Annotated in this window: 19 protein-coding genes and 1 pseudogene; 15 read left to right on the forward strand and 5 right to left on the reverse strand. The window is 63.9% G+C overall.

The window, feature by feature from the left end; genetic code table 11:
- Positions 1-31 precede the first annotated feature (31 nt).
- The 7 genes from accA (at position 32) to ispD (ending at position 7,459) form a co-directional block, all read left to right on the forward strand.
- A complete protein-coding gene (gene accA / locus AC1ZV1_RS08560) occupies positions 32-982 on the forward strand; it encodes an acetyl-CoA carboxylase carboxyl transferase subunit alpha (RefSeq protein ID WP_484296327.1) in 951 nt (316 codons plus the stop codon).
- 70 nt (positions 983-1,052) lie between these two features.
- On the forward strand, positions 1,053-2,372 hold the full coding sequence (tilS, locus tag AC1ZV1_RS08565; RefSeq protein ID WP_484297529.1) for a tRNA lysidine(34) synthetase TilS: 1,320 nt from the start codon (positions 1,053-1,055) through the stop codon (positions 2,370-2,372).
- 171 nt (positions 2,373-2,543) lie between these two features.
- A complete protein-coding gene (locus tag AC1ZV1_RS08570; RefSeq protein ID WP_484296328.1) occupies positions 2,544-4,172 on the forward strand; it encodes a CTP synthase in 1,629 nt (542 codons plus the stop codon).
- Between the two features lie 2 nt (positions 4,173-4,174).
- Complete coding sequence (gene kdsA / locus AC1ZV1_RS08575; RefSeq protein WP_484296329.1) at positions 4,175-5,020, forward strand: 3-deoxy-8-phosphooctulonate synthase; 846 nt, start codon at positions 4,175-4,177, stop codon at positions 5,018-5,020.
- Between the two features lie 106 nt (positions 5,021-5,126).
- Positions 5,127-6,416: a phosphopyruvate hydratase gene (gene eno, locus AC1ZV1_RS08580; protein WP_416747692.1), complete on the forward strand. Its 1,290-nt coding sequence runs from the start codon at positions 5,127-5,129 to the stop codon at positions 6,414-6,416.
- Between the two features lie 63 nt (positions 6,417-6,479).
- Positions 6,480-6,764, forward strand: a complete 285-nt coding sequence (gene ftsB, locus AC1ZV1_RS08585; RefSeq protein WP_484296330.1) for a cell division protein FtsB — start codon at positions 6,480-6,482, stop codon at positions 6,762-6,764.
- Positions 6,761-7,459 (forward strand): 2-C-methyl-D-erythritol 4-phosphate cytidylyltransferase, encoded by a 699-nt coding sequence (gene ispD, locus AC1ZV1_RS08590; RefSeq protein ID WP_484296331.1) that lies wholly within the window; start codon positions 6,761-6,763, stop codon positions 7,457-7,459. Before ftsB ends, ispD begins: the two co-directional genes overlap by 4 nt.
- 111 nt (positions 7,460-7,570) lie before the next feature.
- On the opposite strand, the gene yedF is transcribed toward ispD, so the two are convergent.
- The 3 genes from yedF to AC1ZV1_RS08605 form a co-directional block, all read right to left on the reverse strand.
- Positions 7,571-7,819, reverse strand: a complete 249-nt coding sequence (gene yedF, locus AC1ZV1_RS08595; protein ID WP_015476281.1) for a sulfurtransferase-like selenium metabolism protein YedF — start codon at positions 7,817-7,819, stop codon at positions 7,571-7,573.
- Positions 7,785-9,011, reverse strand: a complete 1,227-nt coding sequence (gene yedE / locus AC1ZV1_RS08600) for a selenium metabolism membrane protein YedE/FdhT (protein ID WP_484296332.1) — start codon at positions 9,009-9,011, stop codon at positions 7,785-7,787. Before yedE ends, yedF begins: the two co-directional genes overlap by 35 nt.
- A gap of 69 nt (positions 9,012-9,080) precedes the next feature.
- Positions 9,081-9,974, reverse strand: a complete 894-nt coding sequence (locus AC1ZV1_RS08605) for a LysR substrate-binding domain-containing protein (RefSeq protein WP_484296333.1) — start codon at positions 9,972-9,974, stop codon at positions 9,081-9,083.
- Positions 9,975-10,189: 215 nt separating this feature from the next.
- Here AC1ZV1_RS08605 and AC1ZV1_RS08610 point away from each other — a divergent pair, with 215 nt between their 5' ends.
- The 8 genes and pseudogenes from AC1ZV1_RS08610 to rpoS all read left to right on the forward strand — a co-directional run bounded on the left by AC1ZV1_RS08610 (position 10,190) and on the right by rpoS (position 17,216).
- Entirely contained in the window at positions 10,190-11,302 is a 1,113-nt protein-coding gene (locus tag AC1ZV1_RS08610) for an S-(hydroxymethyl)glutathione dehydrogenase/class III alcohol dehydrogenase (protein ID WP_484296334.1), read from the forward strand.
- A gap of 45 nt (positions 11,303-11,347) precedes the next feature.
- The gene (gene fghA, locus AC1ZV1_RS08615; RefSeq protein WP_484296335.1) at positions 11,348-12,199 is read left to right on the forward strand and encodes an S-formylglutathione hydrolase; all 852 of its coding nucleotides are present in this window, start codon (positions 11,348-11,350) and stop codon (positions 12,197-12,199) included.
- Between the two features lie 59 nt (positions 12,200-12,258).
- On the forward strand, positions 12,259-12,732 hold the full coding sequence (ispF, locus tag AC1ZV1_RS08620; RefSeq protein WP_484296336.1) for a 2-C-methyl-D-erythritol 2,4-cyclodiphosphate synthase: 474 nt from the start codon (positions 12,259-12,261) through the stop codon (positions 12,730-12,732).
- A complete protein-coding gene (gene truD, locus AC1ZV1_RS08625; RefSeq protein WP_484296337.1) occupies positions 12,729-13,787 on the forward strand; it encodes a tRNA pseudouridine(13) synthase TruD in 1,059 nt (352 codons plus the stop codon). Before ispF ends, truD begins: the two co-directional genes overlap by 4 nt.
- Positions 13,775-14,533: a 5'/3'-nucleotidase SurE gene (gene surE, locus AC1ZV1_RS08630; RefSeq protein WP_484296338.1), complete on the forward strand. Its 759-nt coding sequence runs from the start codon at positions 13,775-13,777 to the stop codon at positions 14,531-14,533. Before truD ends, surE begins: the two co-directional genes overlap by 13 nt.
- Before the next feature lie 25 nt (positions 14,534-14,558).
- On the forward strand, positions 14,559-15,194 hold the full coding sequence (locus AC1ZV1_RS08635; RefSeq protein ID WP_484296339.1) for a protein-L-isoaspartate(D-aspartate) O-methyltransferase: 636 nt from the start codon (positions 14,559-14,561) through the stop codon (positions 15,192-15,194).
- 154 nt (positions 15,195-15,348) lie between these two features.
- A pseudogene (locus AC1ZV1_RS08640) lies at positions 15,349-16,116 on the forward strand (peptidoglycan DD-metalloendopeptidase family protein); the annotation flags it as partial.
- Positions 16,117-16,211: 95 nt separating this feature from the next.
- Positions 16,212-17,216 (forward strand): RNA polymerase sigma factor RpoS, encoded by a 1,005-nt coding sequence (gene rpoS / locus AC1ZV1_RS08645; protein WP_038803400.1) that lies wholly within the window; start codon positions 16,212-16,214, stop codon positions 17,214-17,216.
- 431 nt (positions 17,217-17,647) lie between these two features.
- On the opposite strand, the gene fdxA is transcribed toward rpoS, so the two are convergent.
- Together fdxA and mutS are read right to left on the reverse strand one after the other, a co-directional pair.
- Positions 17,648-17,971, reverse strand: coding sequence for a ferredoxin FdxA (fdxA, locus tag AC1ZV1_RS08650; protein ID WP_015476292.1), 324 nt, complete (start codon positions 17,969-17,971; stop codon positions 17,648-17,650).
- Between the two features lie 65 nt (positions 17,972-18,036).
- Complete coding sequence (gene mutS / locus AC1ZV1_RS08655; protein WP_484296340.1) at positions 18,037-20,637, reverse strand: DNA mismatch repair protein MutS; 2,601 nt, start codon at positions 20,635-20,637, stop codon at positions 18,037-18,039.
- Positions 20,638-20,640: the final 3 nt, after the last annotated feature.

Here is a 20,640-nt window from a genome sequence, read left to right on the forward strand (position 1 = left end):
GCCCAGCCGCCAACAGAACGACGGATAGCCCATGAACCCGAATTTTCTCGATTTCGAACAGCCCATTGCCGACCTGCACGCCAAGATCGAAGAGCTGCGGTTGGTCGGTAACGACAACGCCCTGAACATCACCGACGAAATTTCCCGTCTGCAGGAGAAGAGCAAGGCGCTGACCGAGAACATCTTCGGCAACCTGTCCAGCTGGCAGATCGCCCAGCTTGCTCGCCATCCGCGTCGCCCCTACACCCTCGACTACATCGAGCACATCTTCACCGAGTTCGAAGAGCTGCACGGTGACCGTCATTTCGCCGATGACGCCGCCATCGTCGGTGGCGTTGCCCGCCTGGAAGACCAGCCGGTGATGATCATCGGCCACCAGAAAGGCCGTGAAGTGCGCGAGAAGGTGCGCCGTAACTTCGGCATGCCGCGTCCGGAAGGCTACCGCAAGGCCTGCCGCCTGATGGAAATGGCCGAACGCTTCAAGATGCCGATCCTGACCTTCATCGACACTCCGGGCGCCTACCCGGGCATCGACGCCGAAGAGCGTGGTCAGAGCGAGGCGATCGCCTGGAACCTGCGCGTCATGGCGCGTCTCAAGACCCCGATCATCGCGACCGTGATCGGCGAAGGGGGTTCCGGCGGCGCACTGGCCATCGGTGTGTGCGACCAGCTGAACATGCTGCAGTACTCCACCTACGCGGTCATCTCGCCTGAAGGTTGTGCCTCGATTCTCTGGCGTACTGCCGAGAAGGCGCCGGAAGCGGCCGAGGCCATGGGTATCACCGCCAACCGCCTGAAGGATCTGGGCATCGTCGACAGCGTCATTCCCGAGCCACTGGGCAGCGCCCACCGTGACCCGGCCGCCATGGCCGAGACCATCCGCAAGTCCTTGCTCGGCCAGCTCGACACCCTGAACCAACTCAGCACCGAAGAGCTCCTCGCGCGCCGCTACGAGCGCCTGATGAGCTACGGCATCGCCTGATCGACATCTTCGGCGCAGTGCGGGTGACGAGGTATCCTTGCCTCGTCCCCCGACCCTGCCGACCTGCGCCATGTCTTCTGAGCTCGAATCCCGACTGCTGAGCCTGCTCGCACCCTGGCGCACTGCGCCGGCGTGGCGTGTTGCCCTCTCCGGCGGCCTGGATTCCACCGTTCTCCTGCATCTCCTGGCGCAACTCGCTTCCCGCGAGGCCTTGCCCCCGATCTCCGCCATCCATGTGCATCACGGCCTGCAGGCTGTCGCTGACGGCTGGCCGGAGCATTGCCAGTGCCTGTGCGACTCGCTCGGCGTGCCGTTGCTGGTGAAGGCTGTGCAGGTCGATGGCCGGGCCAGCCTCGAGCGCGCGGCGCGTGAGGCTCGGTATGCGGCTTTCACTGCGGCGTTGGAGGAGGGCGACTGCCTGCTCACCGGCCAGCACCGCGACGATCAGGCGGAAACCGTGCTGTTCCGGCTGTTTCGCGGTGCAGGCGTGCGCGGCTTGTCCGGAATCGCCGCCAGTCGTCCGCTGGGCGCTGGAATGCTATTGCGTCCGTTACTGGGGGTTGGTCGTGCGGAGTTGGAGCGTTACGCCCGCCGCCATGGGCTGAGCTGGGTGGAGGATCCGTCCAACGCCAGCGATGACTTCGACCGCAACTACCTGCGCAACCGGATGATGCCGGGCATTGTCCAGCGCTGGCCAACGGCGGTCGAAACCATCGCCCGCTGCGCGGAGCATCTGGCCGAGGCCGACAGGCTGCTGGGTGAACTGGCACAGAGCGACCTGGTTTCGGCAGGAGCGCGCAGCGAGTACATCGGCATGCAGTTGCCATCGCTGGCCGTCGCCGCGCTGGCTGAACTCAGCGAAGCGCGCCAACGCAATGCGCTGCGCCACTGGCTTGCTCCGCTGGCACGCCTGCCTGACAGTGCTCACTGGGCCGGCTGGCAGAACCTGCGCGACGCTCGCGAAGACGCCGAACCGATCTGGCGGCTCGCCGATGGCGAGCTGCGTCGAGCCCATGGCCGGCTCTGGTGGCTGGCCAATCCCTGGCTCGGCTTCAGCGCGGAATGCCAGGCCTGGCGCGATCCGTCACAGCCGCTTTCATTGCCGGACAATGGATCGTTGCGTTTCGAGGGTGCGCCGCCGGGCGGGCCGCTGGAGGTGCGTTACCGGCAGGGTGGAGAGGTGATGGCGCTGGTCGGGCGCGGCAGGCGCGACCTCAAGCGCCTGCTCAACGAAGCGGCTATTCCGGCCTTCCTTCGGGGCCGTCTGCCGCTGCTCTGGCGGGCCGACGAACTGCTCGGCGTGGCGCTGCTGCCGGACCTGCGGGTCGACGCGGCGCAGGGCTGGACACTGCGATGGACACCTCCGACGAATGACTCGGGTTTGAGCTGATAGCGGCTTTCCGGTAGACTACGCTCCCGTCTTGTACCGCTCCTGTTGATTCGCCTGCGAATCAGTGGGAGTTCGCTATTTTCACGACGAAGTCGTGAGCCGGGTCCTGGACCCGACACCTTCGCTTCCCCGGCGGCCGAGCCGCCTAAACGCTGACATTCAGGGCTTTTCATGACGCGCTACATCTTCGTCACGGGTGGTGTTGTTTCTTCATTGGGGAAAGGCATCGCCTCGGCTTCCTTGGCTGCCATTCTGGAAGCGCGTGGCTTGAAGATCACGATGCTCAAGCTGGATCCCTACATCAACGTCGACCCGGGCACCATGAGCCCGTTCCAGCACGGTGAGGTGTTCGTCACCCACGATGGCGCTGAGACCGACCTCGATCTGGGCCACTACGAGCGTTTCGTTCGCACCACGATGACCCAGAACAACAACTTCACCACTGGCCGCGTCTACATGGACGTGCTGCGCAAGGAGCGCCGTGGTGACTATCTGGGCGCCACCGTGCAGGTGATCCCGCACATCACCGACGAGATCAAGCGTCGCATCATCAAGGGCGCCGGCGATGCCGACGTGGCCCTGGTTGAAGTGGGCGGCACCGTCGGTGACATCGAGTCGCAACCCTTCCTCGAGGCTATCCGGCAGCTGCGCGTGGAGATCGGTTCGCGCCGCGCCATGCTGATGCACCTGACGCTGGTTCCGTACATCGCCACCGCTGGCGAAACCAAGACCAAGCCGACCCAGCATTCGGTCAAGGAACTGCGCTCCATCGGTCTGCAGCCGGACATCCTGATCTGCCGTTCCGATCATCCGGTGGACGTGTCTTCCCGCCGCAAGATCGCCCTTTTCACCAACGTGGAAGAGCGTGCGGTCATTTCGCTGGAAGACGTCGACACCATCTACCGCATTCCGTCCGTGCTCCATGCCCAGGGCGTCGACGACCTGGTCGTCGAGCGTTTCGGTCTGGAGTGCGGCCCGGCTGACCTGTCCGAGTGGGACCGCGTGGTCGACGCCAAGCTCAACCCCGAGCGTGAAGTCACCATCGCCATGGTCGGCAAGTACATGGAACTGCTCGACGCCTACAAGTCGCTGATCGAAGCCATGACCCATGCCGGCATCCAGAGCCGCACCAAGGTCAACCTGCGCTACATCGACTCCGAGGACATCGAGCAGCAGGGCACCAGCCTGCTCGAAGGCGCTGACGCCATCCTGGTTCCGGGCGGCTTCGGCCTGCGCGGCGTGGAAGGCAAGATCACCGCCGTCCAGTACGCCCGTGAGAACAAGGTTCCGTACCTCGGCATCTGCCTGGGCATGCAGGTGGCCGTCATCGAGTACGCCCGCAACGTGCTGGGCTGGACCGATGCCAACTCCACCGAGTTCGACAAGTCCAGCGGCCACCCGGTTGTCGGCCTGATCACCGAATGGCAGGACGCCACCGGCGCCACCGAAGTGCGCACCGAGGCCTCCGACCTGGGCGGCACCATGCGCCTGGGCGCCCAGGAATGCCTGCTGTCCGTCGGTACCCTGGTGCACGATTGCTACGGCAAGGACGTGATCGTTGAACGTCACCGTCACCGCTACGAAGTGAACAACAACCTGCGTCCGCAACTGGAAGCCGCTGGCCTGAAGATTTCCGGCCGCTCCGGCGACGGCGCGCTGGTGGAAGTCGTGGAAGCGCCGGACCATCCGTGGTTCGTCGCCTGCCAGTTCCACCCGGAATTCACTTCCACCCCGCGTGATGGCCACCCGCTGTTCAGCGGCTTCGTCAACGCCGCCCTGAAGCAAGCCGGGAAAGCCTGAACATGACCCAGAAGATCATCCGCGTCGGTGATATCCGGATCGGCAATGACCTGCCGTACGTATTGTTCGGCGGCATGAACGTGCTGGAGTCGCGCGACCTGGCGATGCAGGTCTGCGAAGAGTACGTGAAGGTCACCGAGAAGCTCGGTATCCCCTACGTGTTCAAGGCCAGCTTCGACAAGGCCAACCGCTCCTCGATCACCTCGTTCCGTGGTCCGGGCATGGAAGAAGGCCTGAAGATCTTCGAAGAGATCAAGAAGACCTTCAACGTGCCGGTCATTACCGATGTGCACGAGCCCTACCAGGCCGCTCCGGTGGCCGAGGTCTGCGACATCATCCAGCTGCCGGCCTTCCTGTCCCGGCAGACCGACCTGGTCGTAGCCATGGCCAAGACCAACGCGGTGATCAACATCAAGAAGGCCCAGTTCCTCGCGCCGCAGGAGATGAAACACATCCTGCGCAAGTGCGAGGAAGCGGGTAACGACCAACTGATCCTCTGCGAGCGTGGCTCTTCCTTCGGGTACAACAACCTGGTGGTGGACATGCTCGGCTTCGGCATCATGAAGCAGTTCGAGTACCCGGTGTTCTTCGACGTGACTCACGCCCTGCAGATGCCGGGCGGTCGCTCCGATTCTGCCGGTGGTCGCCGCGCCCAGGTCACCGACCTGGCGAAGGCCGGCATGAGCCAGGGCCTGGCGGGCCTGTTCCTTGAGGCCCATCCGGACCCCGAGAACGCCAAATGCGACGGTCCGTGCGCCCTGCGCCTGAACAAGCTCGAGCCGTTCCTGTCCCAGCTCAAGCAGCTGGATGACCTGGTCAAGAGTTTCCCCACTATCGAGACTGCCTGAGAGTCCGCTCGATGTTCCCGTTGCGCCAGGCGCGGCGGGGCATCGAGCAGGTTCTGATGTCTCACCAGCCGCCCCGTTTATCTCTATCTTCGGAGTGTTATCAAGAATGGCAAAGATCGTCGACATCAAGGGCCGTGAGGTCCTGGACTCCCGCGGCAACCCGACCGTTGAAGCGGACGTGATCCTGGACAACGGCATCGTCGGCAGCGCTTGCGCCCCGTCCGGTGCATCCACCGGTTCCCGCGAGGCTCTCGAACTGCGCGATGGCGACAAGAGCCGTTACCTGGGCAAGGGCGTGCTGAAGGCTGTGGCCAACATCAACGGCCCGATCCGCGACCTGCTGCTGGGCAAGGACGCGGCTGATCAGAAAGGTCTGGATCACGCGATGATCGACCTCGACGGCACCGAGAACAAAGGCAAGCTGGGCGCCAACGCCATCCTGGCTGTCTCCCTGGCTGCCGCCAAGGCCGCCGCTCAGGCCAAGGGCGTGCCGCTGTACGCGCACATCGCCGACCTCAACGGCACCCCGGGCCAGTATTCCATGCCGGTTCCGATGATGAACATCATCAACGGCGGCGAGCACGCCGATAACAACGTCGACATCCAGGAGTTCATGGTTCAGCCGGTTGGCGCCAAGAATTTCGCCGACGCGCTGCGCATGGGCGCCGAGATCTTCCACCACCTCAAGGCTGTGCTGAAGGCTCGTGGCCTGAACACCGCGGTGGGTGACGAAGGTGGCTTCGCGCCGAACCTGGCTTCCAACGAAGATGCCCTGGCGGCCATCGCCGAAGCCGTTGCCAACGCCGGCTACAAGCTGGGCGACGACGTGACCCTGGCTCTGGACTGCGCCTCTTCCGAGTTCTTCAAGGGCGGCCAGTACGACCTGGAAGGCGAAGGCAAGGTCTTCAGCGCCGAAGGTTTCGCCGACTACCTGGCTGGCCTGACCCAGCGCTACCCGATTATCTCCATCGAAGACGGCATGGACGAGTCCGACTGGGCTGGCTGGAAGGTCCTGACCGACAAGATCGGCGAGAAGGTACAATTGGTCGGTGATGACCTGTTCGTAACCAACACCAAGATCCTCAAGCGCGGTATCGACGAGAAGATCGGTAACTCGATCCTGATCAAGTTCAACCAGATCGGCTCGCTGACCGAGACCCTGGAGGCCATCCAGATGGCCAAGGCCGCCGGCTTCACCGCGGTGATTTCGCACCGCTCGGGTGAAACCGAGGACAGCACCATCGCTGACCTGGCAGTCGGCACTGCCGCTGGTCAGATCAAGACCGGCTCCCTCTGCCGCTCCGACCGCGTTTCCAAGTACAACCAGCTGCTGCGCATCGAAGAGCAGCTGGGCGCCAAGGCGCCGTACCGTGGTCGCGCGGAATTCCGCGGCTGATCCGAGTCTGGTACGGTGAAGGGGTGGCAGGAGCCACCCCTTTGCGTATAGGGAGCTGATGGTTTGAGGTTACGTAGCCCTTACTGGCTGTTCGTCATACTGATACTGGCCCTGGCTGGCCTGCAGTATCGCCTGTGGGTAGGCGATGGCAGCCTGGCGCAGGTGCGCGAGCTGCAGAAGCAGATCGCTGACCAGGAAGGCGAGAACGAGCGCCTGCTCGAACGTAACCGCATCCTCGAGGCGGAAGTCGCCGAGCTCAAGAAAGGCACCGAGACCGTCGAGGAGCGTGCCCGGCACGAACTCGGCATGGTCAAGGACAAGGAAACCCTCTACCAGCTCGCGCAATGACCACTCCCGCCTTCTGGGCCGTGATCCCGGCCGCCGGCATCGGTTCGCGGATGCGCGCCGACCGCCCCAAGCAATACCTCGACCTCGCTGGCCGCAGCATTCTCGAACGCACCCTCGACTGTTTCCTCGGTCACCCCCGGCTCAAGGGCCTGGTGGTGTGCCTGGCTGCTGATGATCCCTGGTGGCCAACCCTGCCCAGCGCTTCCAACGAATTGATCCAGCGTGCCGACGGTGGCCGCGAGCGCGCCGATTCTGTGCTCAATGGCCTGCTGCGCCTGACCGAGTTGGGCGCAGGCAGCGACGACTGGGTGTTGGTGCACGACGCTGCGCGGCCGAACCTCGCACGCACTGATCTGGACCGCCTGCTCGGCGAGCTGGAGTTCGATGCGGTGGGTGGCCTGCTCGGCGTCCCGGCACGGGATACCCTGAAGCGCGTGGGCGCTGATGGCCGCGTGGTCGAAACCATCGACCGCAGTGTGGTCTGGCAGGCCTACACCCCACAGATGTTCCGACTTGGTGCGCTGCATCGCGCACTCGCCGATGCGCTGGTGGCCGACGCCGCCATCACCGACGAGGCCTCTGCCATGGAGTGGGCGGGCTACGCGCCGCGGATGGTGGAAGGCCGGGTGGACAACATCAAGGTCACCACCCCGGAAGACCTGCAGCGCTTGCAGCGCAACTTCGCCAAGCACTGATCTTATGATCTTGTGACCGCCACGCTTGCTGGCGGATCGCAAAAGCTCCCGGTAGGCACGGGCCATGCCCGCGATCGCGTGCGCGGCGCGTTCCTACAGGTTGAGCGACCGTCACCCCAGCAGCGGCACTTCGATCAGGAAGCGGAACAGCGCCCCGTGCTGTTCAACCGCCAGGCAGTGGTAGCCATGGCGTTGGGTGTCTTCCGGGATGCCATGCACGGACTGCGAGCAGTCGGTGATCACCTCCAGCAGGTCGCCTGGCTTGAGCGTCTCCAGGGTTTCCAGGGTGGCGATGGCGTTATACGGGCAATGTTCGCCGCGCAGATCAAGCGACAGCGTCGGCGTCTTGGTGTCGGGCATCGGATGGTTTCCGTTTGCGAGTGAATCGTTGTGCGTTGAGTTGCACCAGCAGCATGCACAGGGCGAGGCCGGCGAAGGTGATCAGCAGGCCGCCGCCAGGGCCGAACTCCTGCAGCAGGTTGAGCTTGGGATAGGGCAGGGCGAGGCTGGTGCCGAGCTGGTCCCAGTACACCGCGACCAGGGTGCCACCGATCACGTTGCCGAGACCGACTACCCAGAAGTGCACCTGGCCTTCCATTGAGCGATACATCCAGCCGGTTTCACAGCCGCCGGCGAGGACGATGCCGATGCCGAACAGCACGCCGCCGATCACGGCATTCGGGCCCATCCAGAAGATCTTCGGCGGCAGGCCGTTGTGGATAGCCGCGAAGGTGCCGACGCAGGCGGCCGCCATGCCCAGCAGGATGCCCAGCGCAGCCTGGGTCCGGCCGGTTGTCCAGAGATCGCGGGCGGCGCTGGTGAAGCAGATCTGTGCACGCTCGATCAGGCCGCCGAACAGCAGGCCGAACAGGCAGGCCATGCCCAGCACCAGCGAGACTTCGAAACGCCACGCGGCGAACAGCGCGGCGATCGCCAGCACGCCCATGCCCAGGCGCCACTGCAGCTTGGCGCGACGCGCCAGGGATTCAGCGCTCGGCAGGGCGGCGGCCTTGCCGCCGACCTTCAGCGGGATACGCAGGAAGGGCAGCAGGCTGATCTTCACGCCGAACCAGGCACCGATCACGGTGGAGAACATGAAGGCCCAGGCGTGTACCGAGAACATCGGGATGCCGGTGAAGAAGGCCGCGAGGTTGCAACCCATCGCCAGGCGCGCGCCGAAGCCGGCGATCACCCCGCCGACCAGGCCCTGCAGCAGGCGGCGCTTGCTGGTCGGCCAGCGCAGGCTGACGTTGCCGGCCCAGAGTGCGCAGACCAGCGCACCGAGGAACATGCCGATGATCATCACGCCATCGATACGGTCAAGCGGTGTGCCCTGCAGGCCGATTATCTTGAAGTAGCTCCATTCCTGGGGCTGCAGGCCGAACCAGGACAGCACGTGGCCGCCCCAGCGGGTGAACTCGCCGGTGACCGCCCAGAAGGTGCCGGTCATGGCGAAGTAGTAGGCCGAAATGACGCCCAGGGCGACCAGGGTCGGCAATGGCGACCAGAAGCGCAGCAGGTAGCGCTCGCGGAAGGAAGAAAGGGCAGACATGTCGTCGTCCTTGGTCCGAAGGGTGGGAAAACCGCCCATTCTAGCCAAGGCGCTCTCCAGACGCTTGCCTCAGGGCAATAGGGAGGGCGGCAGGTGCTGAAGGCCTTCTTTCAGGTGGTCCACCAGTTGCCGCACTTTGGGCGACAGGTGTCGTTGCTGTGGATAAAGCGCCCAGACCCCGGTATTGGGCGGCTGGTGCGCTTCCAGCAGCGAGACCAGGCGGCCACTGCGCAGGTGCTCCAGCACGTAGTAATCCGGCAACTGGCACAGCCCGAAACCACGCAGCGCTGCGTCGAGCACCGCCTGGCCGCTGTTGCAGCGCCAGTTGCCCTGCACCCGGTGCTGGGTTTCGCGGCCCTCCTCGAGGAAGCTCCACTGGTCGCTGCTGCCCACCAGGCAGTTGTGCTGTGTCAGTTCGGCGACGCTCTGCGGTGAGCCGTGCCGCGCCAGATAGTCCGGCGTAGCACAGAGGTACATCACGCGCGGTGCCAGGCGCGTCGCCACCAGCCGTGAATCGCTCAAGCGGCCAAGGCGGATCGCCAGGTCGAAGCCCTCGTGGAACAGATCCAGCTGGCGGTTGGACAGTTCGATCTCCACCCGCAATTGCGGGAACTGCGCCATGAACTCGTTCACCAGGGGCACTACGAAGCGTTCCCCGTAGGCCACCGCGCAGGTCATGCGCAGCAGGCCCTTTGGCTCGGCGGACAGGTCGCTGACCGCACGCAGCGCTTCCTCGCGGGCGTCCTGCAGGCGCCGGCAATGCTGCAGGAAGGTCTGGCCAGCCTCGCTCAGCGTGACCTTGCGCGTATTGCGGTACAGCAGGCGGGTCTGCAGGCGCTCCTCCAGTCGAGCCACCTGGCGGCTGACATGGGATGACGAAACGCCCAGGCGTTCGGCGGCGGCGGTGAATTGGCCGGTTTCGGCGACGGCGACGAATTCGTCCAGTCCTTCCCAGCGATGCATCTGGATTATCCCTGTATGGCAATAATGTTTTGATTATTGCCTGATTATTCCCTGAAACGGGGTTTTCTACACTTCCAAGGCTTTGGGTCGTGCTTTTGGCGCGTTGCCCCGAACGCCCCCGACGTGGCCCAGGCCCGTCCCGGTTTCCCGGCCGCCGCGCCGAACCCGTCCGCCCTTGGCGGGCGTTGCTGTTTCCTTCGTTCAGGAGTTTCCAGATGATCAAGTCCCGTGCCGCTGTCGCCTTCGCCCCCAACAAGCCGTTGGAAATCGTCGAAGTGGATGTGGCGCCGCCGCAGAAGGGTGAAGTGCTGGTGCGCATCGTCGCCACCGGCGTCTGCCATACCGACGCGTATACCTTGTCCGGCCAGGATTCGGAGGGCGTGTTCCCGTGCATCCTGGGTCACGAAGGTGGCGGCATCGTCGAAGCGGTGGGTGAGGGCGTGACCTCGCTGAAAGTGGGCGACCACGTGATCCCGCTGTACACGGCCGAATGTCGCGAGTGCAAATTCTGCAAATCCGGCAAGACCAATCTCTGTCAGGCCGTGCGCGCCACTCAGGGCAAGGGCCTGATGCCCGATGGCACCAGCCGCTTCTCCTACAAGGGCGAGCCGATCTACCACTACATGGGCTGCTCGACCTTCTCCGAGTACACCGTGCTGCCCGAGATCTCACTGGCCAAGATTCCCGAGGAGGCGCCGCTGGAGAAGGTCTGCCTGCTCGGTTGCGGCGTGACCACTGGCATCGGCGCCGTGCTGAACACCGCCAAGGTAGAAGAGGGCGCCACCGTCGCTATCTTCGGCCTGGGCGGCATCGGCCTGGCTGCGATCATCGGTGCGAAGATGGCCAAGGCCTCGCGCATCATCGCGGTGGACATCAACCCGGCCAAGTTCGACATCGCCAAGGAACTGGGCGCCACCGACTTCGTCAATCCGAAGGATCACCAGAAGCCGATCCAGGACGTGATCGTCGAATTGACCGATGGCGGCGTGGACTATTCCTTCGAGTGCGTGGGCAACGTCCAGCTGATGCGTGCGGCACTGGAGTGCTGCCACAAGGGCTGGGGCGAATCCACCATTATCGGTGTCGCCGGCGCCGGCCAGGAAATCAGCACCCGTCCGTTCCAGCTGGTTACCGGCCGCGTCTGGCGTGGTTCTGCCTTCGGTGGCGTGAAGGGGCGTACCGAGTTGCCGAGCTATGTGGAAAAGGCACAGAAGGGCGAAATCCCGCTGGATACCTTCATCACCCACACCATGGGGCTGGAGAAGATCAACGAGGCGTTCGACCTGATGCACGAAGGCAAGAGCATCCGCTCCGTCATCCATTACTGATCGAATTGCCGGGCGCCGCGTGCGCCCGGCTTCACAGGAGGTCCCATGACGGATTCCATCGAACTCATCAGCAGCCAGAAAAGCTTTGGCGGCTGGCACCAGCGCTACCGCCACCGGTCCGCAACCCTGGGCTGCGACATGGTCTTCGCGGTTTACCTGCCGCCCCAGGCCGAGCCCGAGGCAGGCCTGCCGGTGCTCTACTGGCTCTCTGGCCTGACCTGCACCGACGAGAACTTCATGCAGAAGGCCGGCGCGCAGCGCATGGCTGCCGAGCTGGGCCTGGTCATCGTCGCGCCGGACACCAGTCCGCGCGGGCCGGAAGTGCCAGGCGACCCGGACGGTGCGTGGGACTTCGGCCTCGGTGCTGGTTTCTACGTCAACGCGACCCAGGAACCCTGGGCGCGCCATTACCGCATGCACGACTATGTGGTGCAGGAGCTGCCGGCGCTGGTCGAGGCGAACTTCCCGGTTTCCCAGAAGCGCGGCATCAGCGGGCATTCCATGGGTGGCCATGGCGCGCTGATCTGCGCCCTGCGTAATCCGGGGCGCTACCTGTCGCTGTCGGCCTTCGCACCGATCACTCATCCCAGCGATTGCCCCTGGGGGCAGAAGGCACTTGGGCGCTTCTTCGGCGAAGACCCGGCTGCCTGGCGCGAGTGGGACGCCGTTGAACTGCTGGCCAGCGCCGGCGAGCGCTTGCCGATCCTGGTGGACCAGGGCGATCGCGACGACTTCCTCGTTGTGCAGCTCAAGCCCGATGCCCTGCGCGAAGCGGCCGCAGCGGTCGGTCATCCGCTGGAGTTGCGCCTGCAGCCCGGCTATGACCACAGCTATTACTTCATTGCGAGCTTCATCGAAGATCACCTGCGCCACCACGCCGCGGCGCTCTGTGGCTGACACCCTCAGGGCGGTGATCCGGTAGAATCGACGCCCTGACATCTACAGGGCGTTTTTTCATGCGTATCGGACATGGCTACGACGTGCACCGCTTCGGCGAGGGCGACTTCATCACCCTCGGCGGCGTGCGTATTCCCCACAAGTTCGGGCTCGTCGCCCACTCCGACGGCGACGTGCTGCTGCACGCGCTCTCCGATGCCCTGCTGGGCGCCTGTGCGCTGGGCGATATCGGCAAGCACTTCCCCGACACCGACCCGCAATTCAAGGGCGCCGACAGCCGCGCGCTGCTGCGTCACGTGCTGAGCCTGGTGGAAGCCAAGGGCTGGAAAGTAGAGAACGTCGACACCACCATCATCGCCCAGGCACCGAAGATGGCGCCGCACATCCAGAGCATGCGCGAGACCATCGCTGCCGACCTGAAGGTCGACCTGGACCAGGTCAACGTCAAGGCCACCACCACCGAGAAGCTCGGCTTCACCGGCCGTGAAGAGGGCATCGCGGTTCACGCCGTCGCCCTGCTGGGTCGCGCATGACCGAGTTGGAACTGCTGGGCCCGCGCGCCCATGGCGATGCCTGCGGACGTGCCGTGCTCAAGGCGGTGGCCGAGGACTTCCAGGTCGACGAGGTGCTGGATATCCCGCTCTCCGGTGATGGCGAGCATCTCTGGCTGTGGGTGGAGAAGCGCGGCCTGAACACCGAGGAAGCCGCCCGTCGCCTGGCCCGCGCCGCTGGTGTGCCGGTGAAGATGATCAGCTATGCCGGTCTCAAGGACCGCCAGGCGCTGACCCGTCAGTGGTTCAGCCTGCACCTGCCGGGCAAGTCCGATCCGGACCTGGCTGCCGCCGAGGACGACAGCCTGCGCATCCTCGAGCGCAATCGCCATCGCCGCAAATTGCAGCGCGGCGCACATTCGGCCAACGGTTTCACACTACGCCTGACCGAGTTGCAGGCGGACCGTGAACAGCTCGAAACCCGTCTGAAATCCATCGTCACCCACGGCGTGCCGAATTACTTCGGCACCCAGCGTTTCGGCCATGACGGCGGCAACGTCTTCGATGCCCGTGGCTTCGCCGAACGGGGCAAACTGCCGGAGCATCGCAATATGCGCTCGCGGATGCTTTCGGCAGCCCGCAGCTTCATCTTCAACCAGGTGCTGGCCCGCCGTGTGGCGGAAGGCACCTGGAACCAGGCGCAAGTCGGTGATCTGTTGGCGTTCACCGACAGCCGCAGCTTCTTCCCCGCTGGCGAAGCGGAATGCTCCGATCCACGCCTTGCGGTGCTGGATCTGCACCCCACCGGTCCGATGTGGGGAGACGGCGACTCACCGGCGACTGGCGTGCCCGGAGGCATCGAACGCCACGTCCAGCAGGCCGAGATGGCGCTGTGCCAGTGGCTTGCCGGTGCGGACATGGCGCACGAACGGCGCATTCTGCGCCTCCCCATCCCGGGCCTTACATGGCATTATCCCGCCCCTGACATTCTGCAACTGGAATTCGTCCTGCCGGCTGGCTGCTTCGCCACCGTGGTAGTGCGCGAGCTGATCGACCTCGTGCCGGCAGGGCAGACGGAAAGCCCATGCGCATATTGATTGCCAACGACGACGGGGTCACTGCACCCGGTATCGCCGCGCTTCACGACGCGCTGTCCGCTTATGCGGACTGCGTCGTGATCGCCCCGGAAGCTGATCGTAGCGGAGCGAGCAGTTCGCTGACGCTGGATCGGCCACTGCATCCCCATCGCCTCGGCAATGGCTTCATCAGCCTCAACGGCACTCCGACCGACTGCGTCCACCTGGGCCTCAACGGATTGCTCGAAGAGGTGCCGGAGATGGTCGTCTCGGGCATCAACCTCGGTGCCAACCTGGGCGACGACGTACTCTATTCGGGTACCGTGGCAGCGGCGCTGGAAGGGCGTTTCCTGGCGCGTCCGGCCTTCGCCTTCTCGCTGTGCTCGCGCCTGACCGACAACCTGCCGGCGGCGATGCACTACGCCCGCCTGCTGGTGGAGTCCCACGAGACGCTCGACCTGCCGCCGCGCACCGTGCTCAACGTGAACATTCCCAACCTGCCGCTGGAGCGCATCAAGGGTATCCAGCTGACCCGCCTGGGCCATCGCGCCCGCGCCAAGCCGCCGGTCAAGGTGGTCAACCCGCGCGGCAAGGAAGGCTACTGGATCGCTGCGGCCGGCGATGCCGAGGATGGCGGCGAGGGCACCGACTTCCACGCAGTGATGCAGGGCTATGTGTCCATCACGCCGTTGCAGATGGACCGGACCTACCGGGAGGCGTTCAATGTCCTTGGCGACTGGCTCGGAGGGCTCGACCATGGCCAATGAATTGTCTCGCCGTGGCGGAATCGGGATGACCTCCCAGCGCACCCGCGAGCGCCTCATTCAGCGTCTGTACGAGGAAGGCCTGTCCAACGCCCACGTGCTGGAAGTGATCCGTCGTACGCCGCGCCACCTGTTCGTCGACGAGGCGTTGTCGCACCGCGCCTACGAAGACACCGCGCTGCCCATCGGGCACAACCAGACCATCTCGCAGCCCTTCATGGTGGCGCGGATGACCGAGCTGCTGCTGGCCGCGGGCCCGCTGGACAAGGTGCTGGAGATTGGTACCGGTTCCGGCTACCAGACCGCCGTGCTGTCACAGCTGGTGGAGCGGGTGTTCTCCGTCGAGCGCATCCAGGCCCTGCAGGATCGCGCCAAGGAGCGACTTGCGGAGCTAAACCTGAGAAATGTTGTCTTTCGTTGGGGCGATGGCTGGGAAGGTTGGCCTGCCCTTGCGCCTTACAACGGCATCATCGTCACCGCGGCCGCGGCCGAGGTCCCGCAGGCGCTGTTGGATCAACTGGCGCCTGGGGGGCGTCTGGTGATTCCGGTTGGCGGCGGCGAAGTGCAGCAGTTGATGCTGATCGTCCGCACCGACGACGGTTACCAGCGCCAGGTGCTGGACTCCGTGCGCTTCGTCCCGTTGCTCAATGGTCCGCTAGGCTGAGAGCAGGCCGGTCAAGATTGCGGTAACTGCCGGCCAGTGAGGCTGGACGTCAATTCATGGATAAGGGGGATGGGTGAGCTTGACAGCGACCCTGTGTCAACGGAACTGGATCAAGGGCCTGGGCCACGCCGTGGTGGCCATTGCCGTCTGCTCTCTGCTGGCGGCCTGTTCTTCGACTTCGCGCAGCACCACGACCGTGGTGGACCGCAACGCCCAGCAAAAGCCTGCCGTCACCAGCGGCCAGTATGTGGTGCGTCCCGGTGACACGCTGTACTCCATCGCCTTCCGCTACGGCTGGGACTGGAAAGCCCTGGCCGCGCGCAACAATATCTCCGCGCCGTACACGATTCGCCCCGGCCAGGCCATCCGCTTCGATGGTGGCTCGTCGAAAGCACCGTCTGTCGCAAAAAATACGACGCCTGTCGCACCAGTCGTCGTCAACAAACCGACTACTCCTCCCGCAACCGCCAGTAAACCGACCGCTCCTGCCGCCACGACTCCGACTCAGCCGCCCGCGAGTGGCGGAACTCCGGCGGTTGCAGGGGGCGCTCCCGGGGGGTGGATATGGCCAACCAATGGCACGCTCATTGGTCGGTTTGCATCAAACGGCAGTTTGAATAAAGGGATTGATATAGCCGGGCAATTGGGCCAGCCTGTCCTGGCTGCGTCTAATGGCACGGTGGTGTACGCCGGTAGTGGTTTGCGGGGCTACGGCGAACTCGTGATCATCAAGCACAGCGATACCTACGTAAGCGCCTACGGTCACAACCGCAGGTTGCTGGTGCGGGAAGGGCAACAGGTCAAAGTCGGGCAGAACATTGCCGAGATGGGCTCCACAGGGACCGACCGGGTGAAGCTGCACTTCGAGATTCGCCGCCAGGGTAAACCTGTAGATCCGCTGCAATACCTGCCAAGTCGTTGATGCTGGCTGTTCCCCTGCGTGGGTGAGCGGGCCTAGGTGTCCTAAGGATAAGGACGCACCTGGGCTTGTTGTCGAACTCAGCAAGGGATAACGACATGGCACTTAAAAAAGAAGGGCCGGAGTTTGACGTCGATGATGAAGTGCTCCTGCTGGAGCCTGGCATCATCCTCGAAGAGTCATTTGCCGAAGAGCAGGTATCGCTTCGAGTCACTCCTAAAGCCACCTCACTTTCCTCTCTCAAGCAACACAAGCACATCGACTACAGCCGCGCACTCGACGCGACCCAGCTGTACCTCAATGAAATCGGTTTCTCGCCACTCCTGACTCCGGAAGAGGAAGTCCATTTTGCGCGCCTTGCGCAGAAGGGTGACCCGGCCGGCCGGCGGCGAATGATCGAAAGCAACCTGCGTCTAGTGGTGAAGATCGCGCGACGTTACGTCAATCGCGGCCTCTCCCTGCTCGACCTGATCGAAGAGGGCAACCTCGGGCTGATCCGCGCTGTCGAGAAATTCGATCCTGAGCGTGGCTTCCGCTTCTCCACCTATGCAACCTGGTGGATTCGTCAGACCATCGAACGGGCCATCATGAACCAGACCCGCACCATTCGCTTGCCGATTCATGTGGTGAAGGAACTCAACGTCTATTTGCGGGCAGCTCGTGAGCTAACCCACAAGCTGGACCACGAGCCGTCGCCTGAGGAAATCGCCAACCTGCTTGAGAAGCCGGTGGAAGAGGTCAAGCGGATGCTCGGTCTGAACGAGCGGGTCACTTCGGTGGATGTCTCCCTCGGTCCGGACTCGGACAAGACGCTGCTCGATACCCTGACCGACGATCGTCCTACCGATCCCTGCGAACTGCTGCAGGATGATGACCTCAGCGAGAGCATCGACCAGTGGTTGTCCGAATTGACCGATAAGCAGCGTGAGGTGGTAATTCGCCGCTTCGGCCTGCGCGGCCACGAAAGCAGTACCCTGGAGGAAGTCGGCCAGGAAATCGGCCTGACCCGCGAGCGGGTTCGGCAGATTCAGGTCGAAGCGCTCAAGCGTCTGCGGGAGATTCTCGAGAAGAACGGCCTGTCGAGTGACGCACTGTTCCAGTAACGGTGGGCGCTGACCCCAAAAGAGCCCGGATGATTCCGGGCTTTTTTATGCGCGGTGATGTAAGTATTCGCTTACAAGATGTGTGAGTGTAAAGCTTGAGTTGCCGAGAGCCTCCACGTCGATTATTTTTATCTTATTGTTTTTAAATGGTTTTTTTTAGATTCGTCATATGGCTGGCCCGGGTGTGCGGAACTGACCCAGTTGCCGCACTCCGGCAGGCGGGTAATATCACTCCTGCGTACACGGAAAGACGCAGACCGGTAAGGATGTCGGCCAGGACCCACCGCAGGATGCGGTTCATCAGGATGATGAAGAAGGGAAGAAAGAGTGGGCGGGTTATCCCGCCCCTTTTTTTGCCCGCGAAAAAGTGATGTTCCAGATGCAGAAAGGCCCGCACTAAGCGGGCCTTTTCTTTTTGCCGGTGGCGCGGATCAGCGCTCCAGGTACTGCATCTTGTTCGGTTTGCCGTCCCATTCTTCAGCGTCCGGCAGAGAATCCTTCTTCTCGGTGATGTTCGGCCATACATCGGCCAGATCCTTGTTCAGCTCGATGAACTCCTGCATGCCATCCGGGACTTCGTCCTCGGAGAAGATTGCCTGTGCCGGGCACTCCGGTTCGCACAGGGCGCAGTCAATGCACTCATCCGGGTGGATGACCAGGAAGTTCGGGCCTTCGTAGAAGCAGTCCACCGGGCATACTTCCACGCAGTCGGTGTATTTGCACTTGATGCAGTTGTCGGTGACGACGAAGGTCATTTCTAATTTTCTCCTCAGGCGGGCGGCTAAGCGCGCGCGATTCTAGCAGCTTGTCCAGCGCTCCGTCAGACCCGCATCTTCCATGCATATAACAATTCGAGAGCTTGACGCGGCGTCAGGTCATCGGGGCTGACCCGCATCAGCTCTTCGATGATCGGGTGCGGCAGGCTGGCGAACAGGTCGCTTTGCAGTGGCGCCGGGCTTTTCGGGTCAGACGAGCGCGGTGTTTCATGGGGCAGACTGGTGGTTTCCAGGCGCGACAGATGTTCGCGGGCGCGCTGAATTACCGCACCCGGTACGCCTGCCAATTGTGCGACCGCCAAGCCATAACTCTGGCTGGCCGGGCCGGGCAGCACGTGGTGCAGGAAGACGATGCGTTCATTGTGCTCGGTCGCGTTCAGGTGCACGTTGGCTACCGCTGGCTCGCTCTCGGGCAGCACGGTCAGCTCGAAATAGTGAGTGGCGAACAGTGTGAAGGCGCGCAGTTTGGCCAGATGCTCGGCGGCGGACCAGGCCAGCGACAGGCCGTCAAAGGTACTGGTGCCGCGTCCCACTTCGTCCATCAGCACCAGGCTACGGTCGCTGGCGTTGTGCAGGATGTTCGCGGTTTCACTCATTTCCACCATGAAGGTGGAGCGGCCGCCAGCGAGGTCGTCGGAGGAGCCGATGCGGGTGAAGATGCGGTCCACCAGAGACAGCTCGCAACGCGCGGCCGGGACGAAACTGCCGATGTGCGCAAGCAGCACGATCAGAGCGGTTTGTCGCATATAGGTCGATTTACCGCCCATGTTCGGGCCGGTAATGACCAGCATGCGAGTGTCTTCGTCGAGGTTCAGATCGTTGGCGACGAAGGGCGTATCCAGCACCTGCTCGACCACCGGATGGCGGCCCTGCTCGATGAGAATGCCGGACTCTTCGACAAAGCGTGGGCGGTTCAAGTCGAGGTTCAGCGCACGCTCGGCGAGGTTGGACAGCACGTCCAGTTCGGCCAGGGCGGCAGCGGTGTCCTGCAAGGGCGCCAACTGCCCGATCAACAGCTCCAGCAGCTCCTCGTACAGCTGCTTCTCGCGGGCGAGGGCCCGGCTCTGGGCCGACAGTGCCTTGTCTTCGAAGGCTTTCAGCTCGGGCGTGATGAAGCGCTCGGCGCCTTTGAGGGTCTGGCGGCGAATGTAATCGGCTGGGGCCTGTTCAGCCTGCACGCGCGGCAGTTCGATGTAGTAGCCGTGGATGCGGTTGTAGCCGACCTTCAGGTTCGGTAGGCCGGTACGTGCTTTTTCGCGCGTCTCCAGGTCCATCAGGTACTGGCCGGCGTTTTCGCTGAGCATCTGCAGCTCGTCCAGCTCGGCGTCGTAGCCGCGGGCGATGACGCCGCCATCGCGGATCACCGCCGGTGGGTTTTCGATCACGGCGCGGGCCAGCAGGTCAGCCAGTTCTGGGTAGGTACGGATGCTGGTGGCCAATTCGCCCAGGTGCGGGGCTTCCAGCTCGGTCATCCCGTTCTGCAATTCCGGCAGCGCAGCGAGTGCGTCGCGCAGGCGGGCGAGGTCGCGCGGGCGGGCGTTACGCAGGCCGATTCGAGCGAGGATGCGCTCGACGTCACCGATCTCCTTCAACTGCGGCTGGATGTTTTCGAAGCGGTAGCGCTCCAGCAGACAGGCGATGGATTCCTGACGGGCTTCGAGCACGGCGCGGTCGCGCAGCGGGCGGTTCAGCCAGCGGGTCAGCAGGCGGCTGCCCATGGCGGTCTGGCAGCGGTCGACTACCGATTGCAGGGTGTTGTCGCGGCCGCCGGCCAGGTTGGTATCCAGTTCCAGGTTGCGGCGGCTGGCGCCATCGAGGATCACGGTGTCGTCGATGCGCTCGTGACGCAGGCTACGCAGGTGCGGCAGGGCGGTGCGCTGGGTCTCCTTGGCGTAGGTCAGCAGGCAGCCGGCGGCGCCGATGGCCAGGGTCAATTCCTGGCAGCCAAAGCCCTTGAGGTCCTGCACACCGAATTGCTGGCACAGGCTCTTCTTCGCCGAGTCGCGATCGAAGTCCCAGGGGGCGCGGCGGTGCGATCCGCGGCGCTTCTCTGCCGGCAGGCCTTGAGGCCAGTCGTCGGGGATCAGCAGCTCGGCGGGATTCAAGCGCTCCAGCTCGGCCAGCAAGGTTTCCCAGCCTTTTATTTCCTGGACGTTGAAACGGCCGCTGGTGATGTCCAGGACGGCCAGGCCGAACAGGCGCTCGTCACCCAGCACGGCGGCGATCAGGTTGTCGCGGCGCTCGTCGAGCAGCGCTTCGTCACTGACGGTGCCGGGAGTCAGGATGCGCACCACCTGGCGTTCCACCGGCCCCTTGCTGGTAGCCGGATCGCCGATCTGTTCGCAGATCACCACTGATTCGCCGAGCTTCACCAGCTTGGCCAGGTAGCCTTCGGCGGAGTGGAAGGGGATGCCGGCCATGGGGATGGAGTTGCCGGCGGACTGGCCGCGCGCGGTCAGGGTGATGTCCAGCAGCTTGGCGGCTTTCTTGGCGTCCTCGTAGAACAGCTCGTAGAAGTCGCCCATGCGGTAGAACATCAACTGGTCCGGGTGCTGGTTCTTCAGCCGCCAGTACTGCTGCATCATCGGTGTGTGGGCGGAGAGCCCGTCACTGCTGGGCTCTTCGAAGGTCTGTCTTTTTGACATGGG

This window comes from Pseudomonas sp. BB438 (assembly GCF_057180225.1).